The organism is Peribacillus sp. QJM3NY_7, assembly GCF_056173225.1.
Genome location: NZ_CM149663.1, coordinates 1 through 20,976, shown reverse-complemented (window position 1 = coordinate 20,976; position 20,976 = coordinate 1). Strand labels below are relative to the sequence as shown.

Genomic DNA, 20,976 nt, shown 5'->3' with positions numbered 1-20,976 from the left:
TGGTTATTAATAAGTTATGGAGGAGGTAGAGGGATTCGAACCCCCGCGGGATTTGACTCCCCTGTCGGTTTTCAAGACCGATCCCTTCAGCCGGACTTGGGTATACCTCCGTATCAACATTTATTATATTACATGGAATCAAAATCAAAGTCAAGCCCTCTATAAAGTTTTTTTAAAATAATTTTCAAACTTTAATAAAAAGGGGAATCAGCCTCTTTAACCAGAAGCTGATTCCCTTTGACTTACGGTTTAATGACTTCCGCACCACGCATATATGGACGTAATACTTCAGGAATGATAACACTGCCATCTTCCTGCTGGTAATTCTCCAAAAGGGCAGCGACTGTACGGCCGATTGCCAAACCTGATCCATTTAGGGTATGGACGTGTTCCGGTTTGCCTTTTGCATCACGTCTGAAGCGAATATTGGCCCGTCTAGCCTGGAATGCTTCAAAGTTACTGCAAGAAGAAATTTCGCGGTACGTTCCATAGCTCGGGATCCAAACCTCGATATCATACTTTTTAGCAGCTGTGAAACCAAGATCACCTGTACACATGCTTAGCACTCGGTATGGAAGACCCAGCAATTGGAGGACCTTTTCGGCATGACCTGTAAGGTTTTCCAACTCTGCATAGGAATCTTCCGGCTTCACGAACTTCACTAGTTCAACTTTATTGAACTGGTGCTGACGAATTAGCCCTCGCGTATCACGGCCCGCAGATCCTGCCTCTGAACGGAATGAAGCACTGTATGCCGCATAGCTAATCGGCAGATCGTCCGTGCTCATGATTTCATCACGATGGAAATTTGTCACCGGCACTTCAGCTGTAGGAATCAAGAAGTAATCATCACTTTCAATACGGAAAGCATCCTCTTCGAATTTTGGCAATTGACCTGTCCCAGTCATGCTTGCACGGTTCACCATATATGGCGGCAGCATTTCTTCATATCCGTGTTCCTCAACATGAAGGTCTAACATAAAGCTAATTAGTGCACGCTCTAATCGGGCACCAAGACCGCGATAAAATACAAATCGGCTTCCGGTCACTTTTGCTGCCCTTTCAAAATCCAGGATGCCTAGATCTCCAGCTACATCCCAGTGTGGTTTCGGTTCAAACTTGAATTCAGGTAACTCCCCCCATTTACGGATTTCGACATTATCGTCTTCCGTCTCACCAACAGGCACGCTTTCATGCGGTATATTAGGAATGGAAAGAAGTAATGTTTCTAATTGTGCTTCAACTTCACGAAGCTCATCATCGAAACCTTTTATACGGTCACCGACTTCACGCATTTCCGCAATCAACTGATCTGCATCTTTTTTCTCCCGTTTCAATATGGCCACTTGCTGTGAAACTTCATTTCTTTGGCTTTTCAACTTTTCCGTTTCAGCAATCAAGGTCCGGCGCTTTACATCCAGTTCCTCGAATTTCCCTAAATCAGTTAAATCTTCCCCTCTGAATTGCAATACACGCTTCACTTCTTCAAAATTATTTCTTACATATTTCAAATCCAACATTTCAGTTCCTCCTTAATATTTTTGATGATTTATCAAAGAACGCAAAAAACTCCCGTCCCCTGAAGAAGGGACGAGAGTTAACCCGCGTTGCCACCCTAGTTGAAGGCCTATGAAAAACGCCTACCACTTATCACGATAACGGCTTTTAACCGAAAGTATTTACTGGCCCAAAAGGCTTTCCATACTCTGCTCCAGGAGGGATTCACAAAACTCTCACACCGATTTCCACCAGCCATCGGCTCTCTATAGAAAGAAATACTTGTTACTATTTCCTGTCATTGCTTTCTTATATAATCAGATTGTTTTCCATAATGTACTATAATTTTATACATTACGCAACCGTTTTATACAGTAAACTTAAAACCATCCTTTAACAGTGGAAGCTACACTGCTCCAAACGTCTCCAAAGAATCCGCCAACCGCCCGCATTGATAATACGAACCAGTTTGCCTTTTCAACGGATTCGGCAGCTACGACGTTAACCTTAACTGGATCGCCGTTGATGTACCCGTAATCTTCTCCTTTTTTAGGAGTGACTGTGATGTAGCCTAGCTTTTCACCTTTTTTGATTGGTGCAGTCAGCTTACCATCATCATTCAATTTGTTTTTATCGATCACTAAGTCTGTTTTATAGTTGTCTTTCCCACCATTTTCAACAAGTAGCTCGATTGCTTTTTCAGATTGAATCTTAACGTCTTTTTCCTTGCCTTTCACTACTGAAAGTGTTTCTTTCCCTTTCACCTGGTAGTTGGCTGGAAGGACTTTTTCCTTTTTAAATGTTGCATAAGCATAGTTCATAAGCTTAGTGCTATCTGCAAAACGTTCGTTTTTATTAGTGGACTTCATGACCACCGTGATATAGCGCTGACCGTCCCGGATAACCGTCCCTGTATGACCATAACCGGCAAAGTCGGTAGATCCCGTCTTTAGTCCGTCTACGCCTTTATATTCAAAAATCAGGCCAGGCAGCATCCAGTTGAAGTTTGGATATTCTTTTCCATCACGGAACTTCAATTTAGGAATGCTGGCGATTTTTAAAACTTCCGGATAATCATTTATTAAACGATAAGCAAGAAGTGCAGTATCTTTTGCTGTCATGATATTTTCATCATCTTCATCACCTGAAGGATATTGCCCTAATAAATCGGAGTTATTCAACCCGCTGGCGTTAACGAATTTATGATGTTTCAAGCCTAATTCCTTTGCTTTTTCGTTCATTAACTTAACGAAGCTCTTTTCACTTCCGGAAACTAGCTGTGCTAAAGCTACTGTTGCCGCATTTCCTGAATAGACGGCCATAGCTTGATATAGTTCCTTAACTGTATAATCTTCACCTTCCGTTAACCCAACATTCGACAAATTGGGTGCTTTTGAAAGGTCATGTACATATTTATTTATTTTTACTTTTTGATCCCAACTGATTTTCCCATTTTCAATTGACTCCATTATGATGTACTCGGTCATCATTTTAGACATGGATGCAATCCCTAATACTTTATCGGCATTTTTTTCATACACGATTTGTCCCGTTTCACCATCGATTATGATGGCTGCCTCTGCTTTTAAACCTAAATTATCAGATTCAGCAACAGCTTCCCCCGGTTGATAGGCAAATTGCGACATAACAAGAACAAAAACAAAAGTGAAAATGAGGGTCATCTTGCTGATTTTTTTCAATTTCCAATACCTCCAACTTTTAAGCTAATCTCTATAACAAAGAAGAAACTTTATGTAAATCCCTTGACACCTTGTCTAGTTTATCACAGAAAAAATAAAAAAAATAGACAGAGTAATCGCAGACTCTGTCTATTTTAATAATAAATTTTAATGACGATTATATGTTAAATTCATTACATTGAGTAGTTCGGTGCTTCTTTAGTGATTTGGACATCATGAGGATGGCTCTCCCTTAATCCTGCACCGGTCATTTTGACAAATTGAGAGTTTTCTCTCAACTCTTCCAATGTGGCTGTACCGCAATATCCCATACCTGAACGAATGCCGCCAATCAGTTGGAAAATGGTATCTGATAGAGGTCCTTTGTATGGAAGGCGCCCTTCGATGCCTTCCGGAACGAATTTCTTGTTATCTTCCTGGAAGTAACGATCTTTAGATCCTTTTTCCATTGCAGCAACAGATCCCATACCCCGATACACTTTAAAACGGCGACCTTGGAAAATTTCCGTTTCGCCAGGGCTTTCAGTTACACCTGCAAGCATACTGCCAAGCATTACTGCATGTCCGCCTGCAGCCAGGGCTTTAACGATATCTCCTGAATATTTAATTCCGCCATCAGCGATAATCGTTTTACCATGCTTTCTTGCTTCTGTTGCACAATCGAAGACTGCCGTGATTTGTGGAACACCTACACCGGCTACAACCCTTGTCGTACAGATTGACCCTGGTCCGATTCCCACTTTCACTACATCGGCTCCCGCTTCAATCAATGCTTTCGTCCCTTCAGCTGTTGCAACATTACCGGCAATGATCGTCAATTCAGGATAAGTCGCGCGGATTTCCTTCACCATTTCAAGGACGCCTTCTGAATGACCATGAGCTGTATCAAGTACAATTGCATCGACATGGGACTTAACAAGCATTTCAACACGCTTCATTGTATCCTTAGTGACTCCGACTGCAGCACCTGCAAGCAATCTCCCTTGCTTATCTTTCGCCGAATTCGGGAACTCAATGACTTTCTCGATATCCTTGATCGTAATAAGTCCTTTAAGAACTCCATTATCGTCTACAAGAGGAAGCTTTTCGATTTTATACTTTTGAAGAATCTTCTCTGCTTGTTCCAAGTTAGTTCCTACTGGTGCTGTGACGAGATTCTCAACAGTCATGACACTGGAAATCTTCAAGGAAAAATCGGAAATAAATCGCAAATCACGGTTTGTAATGATACCCACAAGTTTTTGATCCTCAATATTGTTGACTACAGGAACACCCGAAATGCGATATTTACCCATTAAATGCTCTGCATCGAATACCTGGTGATCTGGCGTCAAGAAAAATGGATCGGTAATTACACCGCTTTCTGAACGTTTTACTTTATCCACCAGTTCAGCTTGTGCTTCAATGGACATATTTTTATGAATGATACCCAATCCGCCTTGACGAGCCATGGCAATCGCCATCTCTGCTTCTGTCACGGTATCCATTCCTGCACTGATGATAGGAAGGTTGAGCTTTAAGTTTTCAGCTAAGTTGACTTGAAGGTTGACATCTTTCGGCAAAACCTCTGATTTCGCTGGAATTAATAGGACATCATCAAAGGTTAAACCTTCTTTTGCAAATTTATTTTCCCACATTATTTTCCCCTCCTGCTTAAAAATATTATTTGTAGGTTATCAATAGGACATACTACTGTCAAGAAGAGAAATAAATGTTTGATTATTCTATTAATTCGGAGGACAGCTGCAATGCCTGAAAACAATGATAATTTCGATAAATATACACCTTTTTTTTCCGCATCTTCCTCTCAACTTTTTTTACAAAAATGTTACACACAAGAAAAAATAGCAGAAGCGGAAATAAAAAGTTATGATAATTGTTATCCATTTATTTACCATCTTGAACATGCCAAAACTTATTATAATCAGGCAGCCATTGCACCACTTTCCATTCAACCAATCCTTACATTTTATGGATTCGCCCAATTATTAAAGGCTTGTCTGCTCACGATTGATCCTAACTATCCGGAATCGACTTCGATGCTTGCCCATGGGGTAACTACGAGGAAAAAGAAAAAGCAACAATATGAATTTCTGAAGGATGAAGTAAAAACGCAAAAAAATGGACTTTTCACCTGCATCGCCGAGAAATTATTTCATATCAAGCATCTGGAAGGTGAAAAGTTTTCCATGGGTACACTTATGAAGGAAATCCCGGATATGCAAAACTTTACATGGTCCATTTCCAAGAAAAATTTCGTCGCCCTGCTACCCTCTCCCAATGGTTTTCAATTGCCTTCAACCATATTGGATAGCTATCAAATGTCCAGCAGTCGATTGGAAGAATTTTTGAAAGCTAAAACAAATCAAATTTACAGTATTTCGGAAGCTGCCGGAACACTGCATTTAAAAACAGAGGGTGTTCCCATTCATAATGCCACATCTCCAATACGGTATAATTTGGAAGAAGGACAATTCATGCTATCTCTGAATAAAGATTCGTCCGCTTTTTCATTACCTGAACTTTTGATTCATTATTTGATTTCTTATAACCTTAGCATAATAGCTCGTTATGAAACAGAATGGTGGGCAGAGCTGATGAAAACCATGCCTAATGACGATTACCCTTGCATTGTGCAATTCCTTAAAATAAGCCAAGCTAAGGTGCCATTTTTAATATTTGAATGGATTAAGTCGGAAAGGTTCCACATCTGATCCTTCCAACACCCTATTGGTGAAATGATCTGACCTGAAACGACAAAAAAAGACCAGCCGGATGGCTGATCTTTTTAAATGGCTTGGCGGCGTCCTACTCTCACAGGGGGAAACCCCCAACTACCATCGGCGCTGAAGAGCTTAACTGCCGTGTTCGGAATGGGAACGGGTGTGACCTCTTCGCTATCGCCACCAAACATAAAAGGAACGTTGTTCCTTCAAAACTAGATAATAAGAAGGTATTTCATTTTTTTAAAAAGCGTTGGTTAAGTCCTCGATCTATTAGTATCAGTCAGCTCCACATGTCACCATGCTTCCACCTCTGACCTATCAACCTGATCATCTTTCAGGGATCTTACTAGCTTGCGCCATGGGAAATCTCATCTTGAGGGGGGCTTCATGCTTAGATGCTTTCAGCACTTATCCCGTCCGCACGTAGCTACCCAGCTATGCCTTTGGCAAGACAACTGGTACACCAGCGGTGCGTCCATCCCGGTCCTCTCGTACTAAGGACAGCTCCTCTCAAATTTCCTGCGCCCGCGACGGATAGGGACCGAACTGTCTCACGACGTTCTGAACCCAGCTCGCGTACCGCTTTAATGGGCGAACAGCCCAACCCTTGGGACCGACTACAGCCCCAGGATGCGATGAGCCGACATCGAGGTGCCAAACCTCCCCGTCGATGTGGACTCTTGGGGGAGATAAGCCTGTTATCCCCGGGGTAGCTTTTATCCGTTGAGCGATGGCCCTTCCATGCGGAACCACCGGATCACTAAGCCCGACTTTCGTCCCTGCTCGACTTGTAGGTCTCGCAGTCAAGCTCCCTTGTGCCTTTACACTCTACGAATGATTTCCAACCATTCTGAGGGAACCTTTGGGCGCCTCCGTTACTCTTTAGGAGGCGACCGCCCCAGTCAAACTGCCCACCTGACACTGTCTCCCACCCCGATAAGGGGCGCGGGTTAGAATTTCAATACAGCCAGGGTAGTATCCCACCAACGCCTCCACCGAAGCTGGCGCTCCGGCTTCTCAGGCTCCTACCTATCCTGTACAAGCTGTACCAAAATTCAATATCAGGCTGCAGTAAAGCTCCACGGGGTCTTTCCGTCCTGTCGCGGGTAACCTGCATCTTCACAGGTACTATAATTTCACCGAGTCTCTCGTTGAGACAGTGCCCAGATCGTTACACCTTTCGTGCGGGTCGGAACTTACCCGACAAGGAATTTCGCTACCTTAGGACCGTTATAGTTACGGCCGCCGTTTACTGGGGCTTCGGTTCAAAGCTTCGCTTGCGCTAACCTCTCCCCTTAACCTTCCAGCACCGGGCAGGTGTCAGCCCCTATACTTCGCCTTGCGGCTTCGCAGAGACCTGTGTTTTTGCTAAACAGTCGCCTGGGCCTATTCACTGCGGCTTTTCTGGGCTATTCACCCTAAAAAGCACCCCTTCTCCCGAAGTTACGGGGTCATTTTGCCGAGTTCCTTAACGAGAGTTCTCTCGCACACCTTAGGATTCTCTCCTCGCCTACCTGTGTCGGTTTGCGGTACGGGCACCTTACATCTCACTAGAGGCTTTTCTTGGCAGCGTGGAATCAGGAACTTCGGTACTATATTTCCCTCGCCATCACAGCTCCGCCTTAATGGAAACGGGATTTGCCTCGTTTCCGGCCTAACTGCTTGGACGCGCATATCCAACAGCGCGCTTACCCTATCCTTCTGCGTCCCCCCATCGTTCAAACGATGTATAGGTGGTACAGGAATATCAACCTGTTGTCCATCGCCTACGCCTTTCGGCCTCGGCTTAGGTCCCGACTAACCCTGAGCGGACGAGCCTTCCTCAGGAAACCTTAGGCATTCGGTGGAAGGGATTCTCACCCTTCTTTCGCTACTCATACCGGCATTCTCACTTCTAAGCGCTCCACCAGTCCTTCCGGTCTGACTTCAACGCCCTTAGAACGCTCTCCTACCATCGACACCATACGGTGTCAATCCACAGCTTCGGTGATACGTTTAGCCCCGGTACATTTTCGGCGCGGAGTCACTCGACCAGTGAGCTATTACGCACTCTTTAAATGGTGGCTGCTTCTAAGCCAACATCCTGGTTGTCTAAGCAACTCCACATCCTTTTCCACTTAACGTATACTTTGGGACCTTAGCTGGTGGTCTGGGCTGTTTCCCTTTCGACTACGGATCTTATCACTCGCAGTCTGACTCCCAAGAATAAGTATTTGGCATTCGGAGTTTGACTGAATTCGGTAACCCGTTGGGGGCCCCTAGTCCAATCAGTGCTCTACCTCCAATACTCTCATCTTGAGGCTAGCCCTAAAGCTATTTCGGAGAGAACCAGCTATCTCCAGGTTCGATTGGAATTTCTCCGCTACCCACACCTCATCCCCGCACTTTTCAACGTGCGTGGGTTCGGGCCTCCATTCAGTGTTACCTGAACTTCACCCTGGACATGGGTAGATCACCTGGTTTCGGGTCTACGACCTCATACTCATTCGCCCTATTCAGACTCGCTTTCGCTGCGGCTCCGTCTCATCAACTTAACCTCGCATGAAATCGTAACTCGCCGGTTCATTCTACAAAAGGCACGCCATTACCCATTAACGGGCTTTGACTACTTGTAGGCACACGGTTTCAGGATCTATTTCACTCCCCTTCCGGGGTGCTTTTCACCTTTCCCTCACGGTACTGGTTCACTATCGGTCACTAGGGAGTATTTAGCCTTGGGAGATGGTCCTCCCTGCTTCCGACGGGATTTCTCGTGTCCCGCCGTACTCAGGATCCACTCAGGAGGGAACGAAGTTTCAACTACAGGGTTTTTACCTTCTTCGACGGACCTTTCCAGGTCGCTTCATTTACCCCGTTCCTTTGTAACTCCATGTTGAGTGTCCTACAACCCCAAGAGGCAAGCCTCTTGGTTTGGGCTAATTCCGTTTCGCTCGCCGCTACTCAGGAAATCGCGTTTGCTTTCTCTTCCTCCGGGTACTTAGATGTTTCAGTTCCCCGGGTCTGCCTTCAGTACCCTATGTATTCAGGTAAAGATACTGTTCCATTACGAACAGTGGGTTTCCCCATTCGGAAATCTCCGGATCAAAGCTTACTTACAGCTCCCCGAAGCATATCGGTGTTAGTCCCGTCCTTCATCGGCTCCTAGTGCCAAGGCATCCACCGTGCGCCCTTTCTAACTTAACCGTTAAAAAAGATCTTACAGATGCTTTGAAAAAAATTAATTGCCTTCTATCTATTATCTAGTTTTCAAGGAACAAGCTGTCCCAATCACAACGTGATTGTTTCATTGGTGGAGCCTAGCGGGATCGAACCGCTGACCTCCTGCGTGCAAGGCAGGCGCTCTCCCAGCTGAGCTAAGGCCCCGTTTTGGGAAATGGAATGGTGGGCCTAAATGGACTCGAACCATCGACCTCACGCTTATCAGGCGTGCGCTCTAACCAGCTGAGCTATAGGCCCATTCACATAAATAATAAGCTTCTGCTTCCCAAGCTTATCGCGGGATTGCTATTTAATTGAATGAATCACTCATTCAAAACTGAACAAAACAAAAGCGCTCTCGTAATTATCCTTAGAAAGGAGGTGATCCAGCCGCACCTTCCGATACGGCTACCTTGTTACGACTTCACCCCAATCATCTGTCCCACCTTAGGCGGCTGGCTCCATGAAGGTTACCTCACCGACTTCGGGTGTTACAAACTCTCGTGGTGTGACGGGCGGTGTGTACAAGGCCCGGGAACGTATTCACCGCGGCATGCTGATCCGCGATTACTAGCGATTCCGGCTTCATGCAGGCGAGTTGCAGCCTGCAATCCGAACTGAGAATGGCTTTATGGGATTCGCTTACCTTCGCAGGTTTGCAGCCCTTTGTACCATCCATTGTAGCACGTGTGTAGCCCAGGTCATAAGGGGCATGATGATTTGACGTCATCCCCACCTTCCTCCGGTTTGTCACCGGCAGTCACCTTAGAGTGCCCAACTGAATGCTGGCAACTAAGATCAAGGGTTGCGCTCGTTGCGGGACTTAACCCAACATCTCACGACACGAGCTGACGACAACCATGCACCACCTGTCACTCTGTCCCCCGAAGGGGAAAGCCCTATCTCTAGGGTTGTCAGAGGATGTCAAGACCTGGTAAGGTTCTTCGCGTTGCTTCGAATTAAACCACATGCTCCACCGCTTGTGCGGGCCCCCGTCAATTCCTTTGAGTTTCAGCCTTGCGGCCGTACTCCCCAGGCGGAGTGCTTAATGCGTTAGCTGCAGCACTAAAGGGCGGAAACCCTCTAACACTTAGCACTCATCGTTTACGGCGTGGACTACCAGGGTATCTAATCCTGTTTGCTCCCCACGCTTTCGCGCCTCAGTGTCAGTTACAGACCAGAAAGTCGCCTTCGCCACTGGTGTTCCTCCAAATCTCTACGCATTTCACCGCTACACTTGGAATTCCACTTTCCTCTTCTGCACTCAAGTTCCCCAGTTTCCAATGACCCTCCACGGTTGAGCCGTGGGCTTTCACATCAGACTTAAGGAACCACCTGCGCGCGCTTTACGCCCAATAATTCCGGACAACGCTTGCCACCTACGTATTACCGCGGCTGCTGGCACGTAGTTAGCCGTGGCTTTCTGGTTAGGTACCGTCAAGGTACCAGCAGTTACTCTGGTACTTGTTCTTCCCTAACAACAGAACTTTACGACCCGAAGGCCTTCTTCGTTCACGCGGCGTTGCTCCGTCAGACTTTCGTCCATTGCGGAAGATTCCCTACTGCTGCCTCCCGTAGGAGTCTGGGCCGTGTCTCAGTCCCAGTGTGGCCGATCACCCTCTCAGGTCGGCTACGCATCGTCGCCTTGGTGAGCCATTACCTCACCAACTAGCTAATGCGCCGCGGGCCCATCTATAAGTGACAGCGTAAACCGTCTTTCCATCTTCTCTCATGCGAGAAAAGAACGTATCCGGTATTAGCTCCGGTTTCCCGAAGTTATCCCAGTCTTATAGGCAGGTTGCCCACGTGTTACTCACCCGTCCGCCGCTAATCTCAGGGAGCAAGCTCCCATCGATTCGCTCGACTTGCATGTATTAGGCACGCCGCCAGCGTTCGTCCTGAGCCAGGATCAAACTCTCCGAAGAAATGTTTGACTTGCTCATTTGCTTTTTTGATAGTGTGTGCTCACTTAAAATTTAACGTTGGCGCTTTGTTCTGTTCAGTTTTCAAAGAGCGATTTATCGTCGTTACTTCGTAAGCGACTTTAATAATATATCATTTATATTATCCCTTGTCAACAACTTTATTCTTTCGCTGTCGACTTAGTTATTATATCTAGTATCAGGAATAAAAGCAATAGTTATTTTAAAATAAATAATATTCATCCATTCATAGATTTCAAATACTATGACTTTACCCCTGATCAAGAAGAAGAAGCTTAGATTTCAAGAGTGAATTTTTTCTTTAAACATTATAGTACTTCTTTTATATATAATTCACGATTAATCCCTAAATTGATAATTTGCCCACTATCCATCACCTTTATGACCGGTCATGTTTGCGAGCCAGCATCAATAAAAATGATTTCAGCGATGAATCCATTGTTCAGTTTGACCCGGCTTCCCATGGAAAAATTAGCGAAGCTTATTTGGAAAGTAACTTGAAACCAACGAGTCTTTACCCAAACCCGAACACTCTGATATCATTTGATACCGTGCTAATGCAAAAAAGACCCAGCTTTATTGCTGGGTCTACAATTTTTTACGGTTTATACAATTTGAGCGTTACTTACAGATACTCCCGCTTTCTCATTGTTTTGTTTTAAAATAATCAAAGGAAATTTCAAAAGGGGTTCGGAATTTTAATTCCGAACCCCTTTTTTAGGAAAAGATTATTCTTCCGTATCTTTTTCAGTTTCTTCATTTTCTTCATTTACAGTAGGTTCAGGTTCAGGATCAGAATCCGGATCTAGATTTGTTACCGCCTCTATATCCATGTCTTTTTCTTCTTCTTCTTCCCTTCCTACGATGGCCACCGTAGAAACATATTCATTATCTGCGGATTCGAGTCGGATGAGCTTAACACCCTGTGTATTACGGCCCGTTTTAGAAATGCCTTCGACTTCCATTCGGATCAATACACCAGCTGCTGTAATCAGCATCAAATCTTCCTCTACACCCGTAACTGTTTTCACAGCTATGAGTTCGCCATTTTTCTCAGTGACATTACATGTTTTTATTCCCTTGCCTCCACGGCTTTGAATACGGTATTCTTCCGCAGAGGTCCGTTTTCCATAGCCGTTTTTCGTAACGATCAGGACTTCTTCATCATCTTCAAGAATTTCCATTCCGACCACTTCATCATTCGCCCCTAAGGAAATCCCTTTCACTCCCGCTGCAGTACGTCCCATTGTCCGTACATCCGTCTCAGGGAAACGAATCATCATCCCGGCTTTCGTCCCAATTATGATTTGTTTCTCTCCATTCGTAAGCCGGACAGAAATCAATTCATCATCTTCACGTAAACCTAGGGCAATTAAACCATTATTACGGATATTTGCAAAAGATGACAAAGGTGTACGCTTCGATATCCCATGTCTGGTCGTGAAGAATAAATACCAATCGTCAGCAAATTCCTTCACCGGTATGATTGCATTGACCCACTCGCCTTTATCGACTTCCAACAAGTTGATAAGCGGCAATCCTTTTGCCGTTCTTCCATATTCAGGTATTTCATAACCTTTGGAACGATAGACTTTCCCTTTGTTGGTGAAGAATAATAGAGTGTCATGAGTCGAAGTGGTTAACAAGTGACCGACAAAGTCATCTGTATTCGTGCCCATACCCTGTATTCCTCGGCCCCCGCGCTTTTGACTGCGGTACGTGGTCGCAGGCAAGCGTTTAATATAACCGTTATGCGTAAGTGTCACGATTATATTTTCCTCTGGAATTAAATCCTCATCTTCCAGGCTTTCAAAGCCGGCTAATGTGATTTCAGTTCTCCGTTTATCATCAAAACGTTCTTTAATTTCAAGAAGCTCTTCACGAATAATTTCAAGAACCTTTTCCTCATCAGCAAGAATCGCTTTATATTCTGCAATTATAGCCATTAATGCCTGATATTCATCTTCAATTTTTTCACGTTCCAGACCTGTCAAGCGCTGTAAGCGCATATCCAAGATAGCTTGCGCCTGTTTTTCGGAAAGTGAGAATTGTGTCATTAAGCCTTCACGGGCAATTTCTGTCGTTTGGGAACCGCGGATTAACGAAATGACTGCGTCCAAATTATCAAGTGCAATGCGCAAACCTTCTAAAATATGGGCGCGAGCTTCCGCTTTCCGTAATTCAAATTCAGTCCTGCGCCGAATGACTACCTGCTGATGTTCCAAGTAGTAGTGCAGGCATTGTTTTAAATTCAGCACTTTAGGCTGACCGTCCACCAAAGCAAGCAGATTGATTCCGAAGGTGGTCTGCATCGCGGTATGCTTATACAGGTTGTTTAAAAGGACATTCGCGTTAACATCCTTTCGAAGCTCCATGACAATACGCATACCATTGCGATCCGATTCATCCCGTAAGTCGGTAATGCCTTCGATTTTCTTATCTCGAGCGAGTTCTGCAATTTTTTCAATCAATCTTGCTTTATTCACTTGATAAGGGATTTCCTTAACAAGGATTACCTGTTTACCATTCGGTTTCTCTTCAATCTCGACTTTCGCCCGTTGAATGATTGACCCTTTTCCGGTTTCATAGGCCTTTCTGATTCCACTTCGTCCTAAAATCAAACCGGCTGTCGGAAAGTCCGGCCCGGGGATATATTCCATCAACTCTGGAATTGTTATTTCAGGATTCTTGCTTAAAGCCAATACGCCGTCAATTACCTCACCTAATTGATGGGGCGGAATATTGGTTGCCATTCCTACCGCTATTCCTGATGAACCATTCACCAATAAGTTCGGGAAACGGGCAGGCATGACGGCTGGTTCTCTTTCTGAACCATCGTAGTTATCTTGGAAATTGACCGTATCTTTATTTAAATCGCGAAGCAACTCCATCGAGATTTTCGACATTCTCGCTTCTGTGTACCTCATTGCGGCAGCTTGGTCACCATCGACTGAACCGAAATTCCCATGACCATCTACAAGCATATAGCGATAGTTAAAAGGTTGCGCCATCCGTACCATCGTTTCATATACAGCCGAATCACCATGCGGGTGATATTTACCGATGACTTCCCCGACAATACGGGCTGATTTCTTAAATGGTTTATCCGAAGTCATTCCAAGATCGTTCATTGCATAAAGAATTCTTCGGTGTACCGGTTTTAAACCGTCCCTTACATCAGGCAAAGCCCGCGACACGATAACACTCATCGCATAATCCAAAAACGATGTCCGCATCTCGGTACTTATATTTATTTCTTTTACACCTGATCTTTCATTTTCTGACATGGAGCCAACCTCCTATTAAAAGCTTATACTCTCTTTTAAATTTAACTGTTTGTACACTATGTAAAGAACAGGATGTAAAAAGCATCCTGTCAAAAAATCAGATATCAAGATTTTTTACATAAATTGCATTTTCTTCAATGAAGTTACGTCGCGGTTCGACCTTGTCGCCCATCAACATCTCGAAAGTTTCATCTGCCTCGGCAGCATCTTTCAAACTGACTTGAAGCAGCGTTCTCGTCTCAGGGTTCATGGTCGTTTCCCACAATTGCTCTGGATTCATTTCCCCCAGCCCTTTATAACGCTGCAGGTTAGGCTTAGGAGTACTTGGCAAACTCGCCATGATTTCTTCAAGCTGGCGGTCATTATAAGCATAATCCACTTTTTTCCCTTGCTGAATCTTGAAAAGTGGCGGCTGAGCAATATATATATATCCATACTCGATAATTTTTCGCATATACCGGTAGAAGAATGTCAACATCAGCGTTCTGATATGGGCACCATCGACATCCGCATCGGTCATGATAACAATTTTATGGTATCTAGCCTTTTCAGTATTGAATTCATCACCAATGCCTGTTCCAAGTGCTGTGATGATCGTACCTATTTCTTCATTGTGCAGGATTCTGTCCAATCGTGCTTTTTCAACATTCAGGATTTTACCCCTTAGCGGCAAAATGGCTTGGAAATGGCGGTCCCGTCCTTGTTTTGCCGAACCTCCCGCCGAGTTTCCTTCAACGATGTACAATTCGCTGATACTCGGGTCCTTAGAGGAACAATCTGCTAATTTACCCGGTAGATTGGATACTTCCAAAGCACTTTTCCTTCGGGTCAATTCACGTGCTTTCTTCGCTGCCATACGGGCTCTCGCTGCCATTTGCCCTTTATCTACAATTTTCCGGGCCACGGCAGGATTTTCGTATAAGAAGGCATCAAGTCTTTCCGAAAGAATGGAATCAGTAACCGTTCTCACCTCAGAGTTTCCGAGCTTGGTTTTCGTCTGACCTTCAAATTGCGGATCAGGATGCTTAATCGAAATGATTGCCGTTAAACCTTCCCGGACATCTTCACCTGAGAAATTGGCATCCGCTTCTTTTAAAAGACCATTTTTCCGTGCATAATCATTGATGACACGGGTCAAAGCAGTCTTGAATCCCGATTCATGTGTACCGCCTTCATAGGTATGAATATTATTGGCAAAAGAAAAGACATTACTGATATAGCTGTCATTATATTGCAAAGCTAATTCAACAGAAATCCCATCTTTCTCGCCTTCCATGAAAATCGGTTCCTCATGCAATACCTCTTTAGAACGGTTCAAATGCTCAACATAAGATTTGATACCGCCCTCATAGTGGAACTCCCTGATTTTTTCTTCTTCTTCACGTTTATCTTCAATGATCAGTTTCAAGCCTTTATTCAAGAATGCAAGCTCACGGATTCTTGTGGCTAATGTATCGAAATCATATTCCAAGGTATCCGTGAAGATTTCACCATCAGGAATGAAGTGTACAGTCGTTCCGGTATGATCGGTTTCCCCGATGATTTTCAAATCTTCTTTTGGGATACCGCGGTTAAATTGCTGATAATGGATTTTACCTTCACGATGAACGTAAACTTCCAATACCGTGGATAAGGCATTAACTACTGATGCCCCCACACCATGCAGACCGCCGGAGACCTTATAACCTCCGCCGCCAAATTTACCGCCCGCATGAAGGACCGTCATGATTACTTCTACAGCCGGGCGTCCCATTTTTTCATGGATCCCCACTGGAATTCCCCGACCATTATCGACTACGGTTATGCTATTATCTTCTTCGATCGTCACTTTGATTTCCGTACAGAAACCAGCCAGTGCCTCATCAATACTATTATCGACAATTTCCCAAACAAGATGGTGAAGTCCTTTTGCAGAGGTAGTGCCGATATACATCCCCGGACGTTTACGAACTGCTTCTAAGCCTTCTAAAACCTGTATCTGATTCTCATCGTATGCCTGAGCTTGTACTTCTTTTTGTTCCATTGTCATACGTATCACCTACACTTTTCTTTTGGCATTTATCAATTTTCAGGAGTAATTATAACGTTTAGCTACAATTCAAAGAATATCTATATCATCGATTAAGAGCGATGGCTGCAGTGAACGCTTTTTCAAGGTGGACGACGCGAGCGGTGAATAATAAACCTGTTTGTCCGTCACTACAATCGATTTAACCGAGTTTTTTGCTAAATGGGAAGTTACATCGGACTTTTTCTCCAAAAATTCACTCATGATTGGAGAGGCCTGAAGCAGCTTCTTATCTAAAATGGCTATGACATCGTCCGTTTTCACAAGAATGTCTTCACCAATGTGGAGATACATACATTCACCTCATCATTTAACCTTTTTTATACTTCCTTGACTAACATAAAAGGTGGACGCTTCTCGTAGGGTTTGATGATCGATTCCATCAACGGAGGGTGTCGTCACAAATGTTTGCACTTTCCCCTGTATCGTATTCAGTAAATGGGATTGACGGAAATCGTCGAGTTCCGATAACACATCATCCAATAATAAAATGGGATACTCGCCGATTTCCTCATGGATCAGCTCAATTTCGGCAAGTTTCAAAGACAAGGCAGTCGTACGCTGTTGTCCTTGTGAACCATATGTCTGGACATCACGGTCATTCACAAAAAAAACCAGGTCGTCACGATGAGGACCTACCAGTGTAACACCCCGTTCAATTTCCCTTGTTTTTATTTTATCAAATTTTTCTGTGTATACTTCTATCATTTTCGTCAAATCCATAGATTCTGATACATCAAGCGACGGTTTATATTGGATTTTCAATACTTCTAGATTTCTGGAGATCCCCGAATGAATAGGTTCTGCCCATTGCTGGAGCTTTAAAAGAAACTCGTACCTTCTTTCGACAATTTTCGCTGCATACTGAATAAATTGATCGGTCAGCACGTCAAGCATCGTCGTATCCGTTTGTTTCCGGGTCTGCAGAAGCTTTAAGTAATGATTTCTTTGTTGAAGTATTTTATGATATTGGCTCATATCATGAAGGTATACGGGAGAAACCTGGCCAATTTCCATATCTATAAAACGGCGTCTGACTAGAGGACTTCCCTTTACAAGGTTAAGATCCTCAGGCGCAAACATGACCACATTCATATTTCCGACATATTGACTCAACTTTCTTTGTTCAATATGGTTGCACTTCGCCTTTTTCCCTTTTTTTGAAATGGTCAGCTCAAGTGGTATTGAGGTATTTCTCTTTCTAACTCTTCCTTCTATTTTAGCATACTCTTCATCCCAGCGAATAAGTTCTTTATCATTTGAGGTCCGATGGGATTTTGCCATTGCTAAAACGAAAATGGATTCCATGACATTTGTTTTTCCTTGAGCATTTTCGCCGAGGATTACATTGACTTTATTCTCAAAAGCCAGATTCAATTCGGTATAGTTGCGGTAATTTTTCAAACTTATATTTTCAATATACATATTCCGCTCTTCCCTTATGTTTTAGCTTGTAATTGTGTAGGTGCCAAATCCAGGAATCTCTATTTTATCACCTGATCTTAATTTTCTGCCTCTTCTCACGTCTAATTCGCCATTAATGTAAACCTCGTATTCACTTAAGAACCATTTCGCCATTCCGCCGCTTTGGATCAAATCGGCCAATTTCAGGAATTGTCCAAGCGTAATATATTCAGTATTGATTTTTATGGAGTCCATTCATGCTTCACTCATTTCTAAGTAGTCTTTAATATTTCATTTTACTAAATTAATCCCATTAAGACAAAGTATAGCTTTTTCAGTTCTTGTTTTTAGCGATTGAGAGTCTCGTACAGCATTGAAAAAACGCCAAAACCCCTTTGGAAACCTGTGTTTAAATATAAAAAAATTAAAGACCTGCTATACAAGCCTTTAATTTTTTTGAAATATTATTTTAGCTTAATAAGTCCTTACCGGGAGAATTAATTGCAGCATGGAATCGTCATGTAGCGGACGAATGACAAACGGACGCATTGCACCTGTGAAATTAATTTTTATATCGGATCCTTCCAATGCCTTTAGAGCATCCATTACGAATTTGGCACTGAATGAGATCTTCAGGTCTTCGCCTTCAATGGCTTCTGCCTGAACTTCCTCAATTACTTTACCAATTTCAGGAGTATTGGAAGAGACTTCGATTATACGGCCTTCCAGAGTTGTCAATTTAACGACATTATTTCTTCCTTCTCTCGCCAATAAAGAAGCCCTGTCGATCGCTTGAAGGAAATCCTTGGTATGAACAGTCACATCGGTTTTGCTATCTGATGGAATCAAGCGTGATGTATCGGGATAATTCCCTTCAAGAAGTCTTGAGAAGAATAATAAATTTTCAGCTTTGAAAAGTACTTGGTTTTCGGTAATGACGATTTCAATGAGTTCGTTTGTATCATCAAGGATTTTACTTAACTCATTCAGACTTTTACCTGGGATGACAACGCTATAGGTCCCGTTAATTTTATTTTCTATTTTGGCTGTTCTCATTGCAAGCCTATGGCTATCTGTTGCAATACAGGTCAATTCGTCATCTTGAACCTTCAAGTTTACACCTGTTAAGATGGGGCGTGTTTCTGATGTGGACACTGCAAAGCCAGTTTGGCGGATAAGGGTCTTTAAAAGGTCCGTTGGAAGTTTGAAAATATTTTCTTCTGCAATGATCGGAAGATGAGGATATTCCTCAGGATCCAGTCCATTTAGATTAAATTCAGCTTTTCCCGAGCGAATAATCGTTTGAAAGTTATTCTCCACTTCAATTTCTACAGTATCCATCGGCAGCTTTTTGACAATTTCACTGAAAAAACGGGCATTCAGGACTATACCGCCGCTGCTTTTAACTTCAACTATCTCATCTCCGTCAACCTCAGCGGGAATGAATGATTGGATGGAAATATCTGAATCACTACCTGTTAAAGTGACCCCCTCACTAGTAACGCTTATCTTTATCCCTGTTAGGATCGGAATCGTCGTTCTTGATGTGACTGCTTTCATTACTTCTTGGACACTATGAACTAATCGATCTCTTTGGATTATAAATCTCATGTTTCATCCTCCAATTTTTTATTGCCGAATAGGCATATTTATTAATAATTTTTATTAAAAAAGATAGTAGTAATAGTAGTAGGCCCTGTTGATATGTGGATAAGTCCACTCAACCTAAGGAAAAACAGTCTATCCACATGTGGACAGACTGTGTGTAAGTAGTCACCAGTTATTCACATTATCCAGAATCCATTATACCCTCAGCTGGTCCTGGATTTCTTTAACCTGACGTTGAAGCTGGGTGTCCGTTTGCATGAGTTTGGAGATTTTTTCATGCGCATGGATGACGGTCGTATGATCGCGGCCTCCAAATTCATCGCCTATCTTGGGCAGGGATGAGTCCGTCAATTCCCTGGAAAGATACATGGCAATCTGTCTTGGAAAGGCCACGGATTTAGTCCGTTTTTTCGCCTTGAAATCCTCAAGTTTGACACTATAATGTTCACCGACCGTCTTCTGGATTTCCAAGATGGTGATTATTTTAGGTTTTGAGCTAGGAATGATGTCTTTTAATGCTTCAGCTGCCAAATCGGCATTTATATCTTTATTGATCAATGAAGAATAAGCGACGACACGAATAAGTGCACCCTCAAGCTCACGAATATTGGAATCGATTTGGTTGGCTATATAGAGCATGACTTCGTTCGGGATATCAAGACCCTCAGCTTTTGCCTTTTTACGTAATATGGCAATCCGTGTTTCCAGATCAGGTGGCGTGATATCCGTGATCAAGCCCCACTCAAACCTTGAACGGAGACGATCCTCTAGTGTAGGTATCTCTTTTGGCGGGCGGTCACTCGAGATGACGATCTGTTTGCTTTCTTCATGCAGCGCATTGAATGTATGGAAAAACTCTTCTTGAGTTTGTTCTTTTCCCGCAAGAAATTGAATATCATCAATTAATAAAACATCCACGCTTCGGTATCTATCACGGAATTCCCCAGCTTTATTGTCCCGGATCGAGTTGATGAATTCATTCGTGAACTTTTCAGACGATAAATAAACGACCTTCGCATTCGGATTATGCTCTAGAACATAATGCCCGATTGCATGCATTAAATGAGTTTTTCCAAGGCCGACGCCCCCGTATATGAATAAGGGATTATAGGCTTTGGCCGGAGCTTCTGCGACAGCGAGAGACGCGGCATGGGCAAAACGATTGCCGGAGCCGATGACAAATGTATCGAATGTATTTTTCGCATTAAGCATATGCTGTGGAAATGCAGCATGCTCTTTATCCTGTTTTTTTATCTTTTTAGGCTGAACAGGTACGGCAAAATCATCATCTTCTTGATTGGGGGGAATGATGAATTTTGCTTCCAATTCCTCACCGGTAAGTTCAAACAATACATCGGAAATAAGATGGGAATAGCGTTCTTCAAGCCAATCCCTGGCAAATTCATTGGGAGCGGTGACTGTTAATGTATCACCTTGCAGTAAATAAGCCTTGGTTGATTTAAGCCAAGTTTCAAAGCTTGGTTTACTGATTTTCTTTTCGATTTTTCCGAGCGCCTGGTTCCAGAGGCTATCGATGTTATCCAA

11 protein-coding genes, 3 tRNA genes, 3 rRNA genes and 1 other annotated feature are annotated in these 20,976 nt (G+C 43.5%); of the genes, 1 reads left to right on the top strand and 16 read right to left on the bottom strand.

Annotated elements, in window-relative coordinates; translation table 11 throughout:
- Positions 1–17: 17 nt before the first annotated feature.
- The 4 genes from AC0VX1_RS00085 to guaB form a co-directional block, all read right to left on the bottom strand.
- Positions 18–110, bottom strand: a tRNA-Ser gene (locus AC0VX1_RS00085).
- 132 nt (positions 111–242) lie between these two features.
- Positions 243–1,520, bottom strand: coding sequence for a serine--tRNA ligase (serS, locus tag AC0VX1_RS00080; RefSeq protein WP_034316273.1), 1,278 nt, complete (start codon positions 1,518–1,520; stop codon positions 243–245).
- 63 nt (positions 1,521–1,583) lie between these two features.
- Positions 1,584–1,808: a binding site (T-box leader), on the bottom strand.
- Between the two features lie 69 nt (positions 1,809–1,877).
- Positions 1,878–3,197, bottom strand: coding sequence for a D-alanyl-D-alanine carboxypeptidase family protein (locus AC0VX1_RS00075; RefSeq protein WP_240520801.1), 1,320 nt, complete (start codon positions 3,195–3,197; stop codon positions 1,878–1,880).
- Between the two features lie 173 nt (positions 3,198–3,370).
- Positions 3,371–4,834, bottom strand: a complete 1,464-nt coding sequence (gene guaB, locus AC0VX1_RS00070) for an IMP dehydrogenase (RefSeq protein ID WP_048688703.1) — start codon at positions 4,832–4,834, stop codon at positions 3,371–3,373.
- Between the two features lie 111 nt (positions 4,835–4,945).
- Between guaB and AC0VX1_RS00065 the strand changes: the two genes are divergently transcribed.
- Entirely contained in the window at positions 4,946–5,911 is a 966-nt protein-coding gene (locus AC0VX1_RS00065) for a YaaC family protein (protein ID WP_404664892.1), read from the top strand.
- Between the two features lie 81 nt (positions 5,912–5,992).
- Here AC0VX1_RS00065 and rrf read toward each other — a convergent pair.
- From rrf to dnaA, 12 genes are all read right to left on the bottom strand, one after another.
- Positions 5,993–6,108, bottom strand: a 5S ribosomal RNA gene (rrf, locus tag AC0VX1_RS00060).
- A gap of 65 nt (positions 6,109–6,173) precedes the next feature.
- Positions 6,174–9,106 (bottom strand): 23S ribosomal RNA (locus AC0VX1_RS00055).
- Positions 9,107–9,210: 104 nt separating this feature from the next.
- A tRNA-Ala gene (locus tag AC0VX1_RS00050) sits at positions 9,211–9,286 on the bottom strand.
- A 16-nt stretch (positions 9,287–9,302) separates the two neighbouring features.
- Positions 9,303–9,379, bottom strand: a tRNA-Ile gene (locus tag AC0VX1_RS00045).
- 116 nt (positions 9,380–9,495) lie between these two features.
- Positions 9,496–11,046 (bottom strand): 16S ribosomal RNA (locus AC0VX1_RS00040).
- Together the 16S, 23S and 5S rRNA genes with 2 tRNA genes alongside form the textbook arrangement of a ribosomal RNA operon.
- A 746-nt stretch (positions 11,047–11,792) precedes the next feature.
- Positions 11,793–14,351 (bottom strand): DNA gyrase subunit A, encoded by a 2,559-nt coding sequence (gene gyrA, locus AC0VX1_RS00035; protein ID WP_413023628.1) that lies wholly within the window; start codon positions 14,349–14,351, stop codon positions 11,793–11,795.
- 97 nt (positions 14,352–14,448) lie between these two features.
- Positions 14,449–16,374 carry a DNA topoisomerase (ATP-hydrolyzing) subunit B gene (gene gyrB / locus AC0VX1_RS00030; RefSeq protein ID WP_413023653.1) on the bottom strand — a complete coding sequence of 642 codons (1,926 nt, stop codon included), beginning with the start codon at positions 16,372–16,374 and terminating at the stop codon, positions 14,449–14,451.
- Positions 16,375–16,449: 75 nt separating this feature from the next.
- Complete coding sequence (gene remB, locus AC0VX1_RS00025; RefSeq protein WP_034316197.1) at positions 16,450–16,713, bottom strand: extracellular matrix regulator RemB; 264 nt, start codon at positions 16,711–16,713, stop codon at positions 16,450–16,452.
- A gap of 12 nt (positions 16,714–16,725) precedes the next feature.
- Complete coding sequence (recF, locus tag AC0VX1_RS00020; protein ID WP_034316194.1) at positions 16,726–17,844, bottom strand: DNA replication/repair protein RecF; 1,119 nt, start codon at positions 17,842–17,844, stop codon at positions 16,726–16,728.
- A 21-nt stretch (positions 17,845–17,865) separates the two neighbouring features.
- Complete coding sequence (gene yaaA, locus AC0VX1_RS00015; RefSeq protein ID WP_034316192.1) at positions 17,866–18,078, bottom strand: S4 domain-containing protein YaaA; 213 nt, start codon at positions 18,076–18,078, stop codon at positions 17,866–17,868.
- Positions 18,079–18,297: 219 nt separating this feature from the next.
- Complete coding sequence (gene dnaN / locus AC0VX1_RS00010; protein WP_054398443.1) at positions 18,298–19,434, bottom strand: DNA polymerase III subunit beta; 1,137 nt, start codon at positions 19,432–19,434, stop codon at positions 18,298–18,300.
- Between the two features lie 192 nt (positions 19,435–19,626).
- Positions 19,627–20,976, bottom strand: a complete 1,350-nt coding sequence (gene dnaA / locus AC0VX1_RS00005) for a chromosomal replication initiator protein DnaA (protein WP_034316187.1) — start codon at positions 20,974–20,976, stop codon at positions 19,627–19,629.

Coding starts and splice junctions, on each gene's coding strand:
- gyrA (WP_413023628.1), bottom strand. CDS start 14,351: ATGTCAGAAAATGAAAGATCAGGTGTAAAAGAAATAAATATAAGTACC.
- dnaN (WP_054398443.1), bottom strand. CDS start 19,434: ATGAGATTTATAATCCAAAGAGATCGATTAGTTCATAGTGTCCAAGAA.
- gyrB (WP_413023653.1), bottom strand. CDS start 16,374: ATGGAACAAAAAGAAGTACAAGCTCAGGCATACGATGAGAATCAGATA.
- recF (WP_034316194.1), bottom strand. CDS start 17,844: ATGTATATTGAAAATATAAGTTTGAAAAATTACCGCAACTATACCGAA.
- AC0VX1_RS00065 (WP_404664892.1), top strand. CDS start 4,946: ATGCCTGAAAACAATGATAATTTCGATAAATATACACCTTTTTTTTCC.
- yaaA (WP_034316192.1), bottom strand. CDS start 18,078: ATGGACTCCATAAAAATCAATACTGAATATATTACGCTTGGACAATTC.
- remB (WP_034316197.1), bottom strand. CDS start 16,713: ATGTATCTCCACATTGGTGAAGACATTCTTGTGAAAACGGACGATGTC.
- serS (WP_034316273.1), bottom strand. CDS start 1,520: ATGTTGGATTTGAAATATGTAAGAAATAATTTTGAAGAAGTGAAGCGT.
- guaB (WP_048688703.1), bottom strand. CDS start 4,834: ATGTGGGAAAATAAATTTGCAAAAGAAGGTTTAACCTTTGATGATGTC.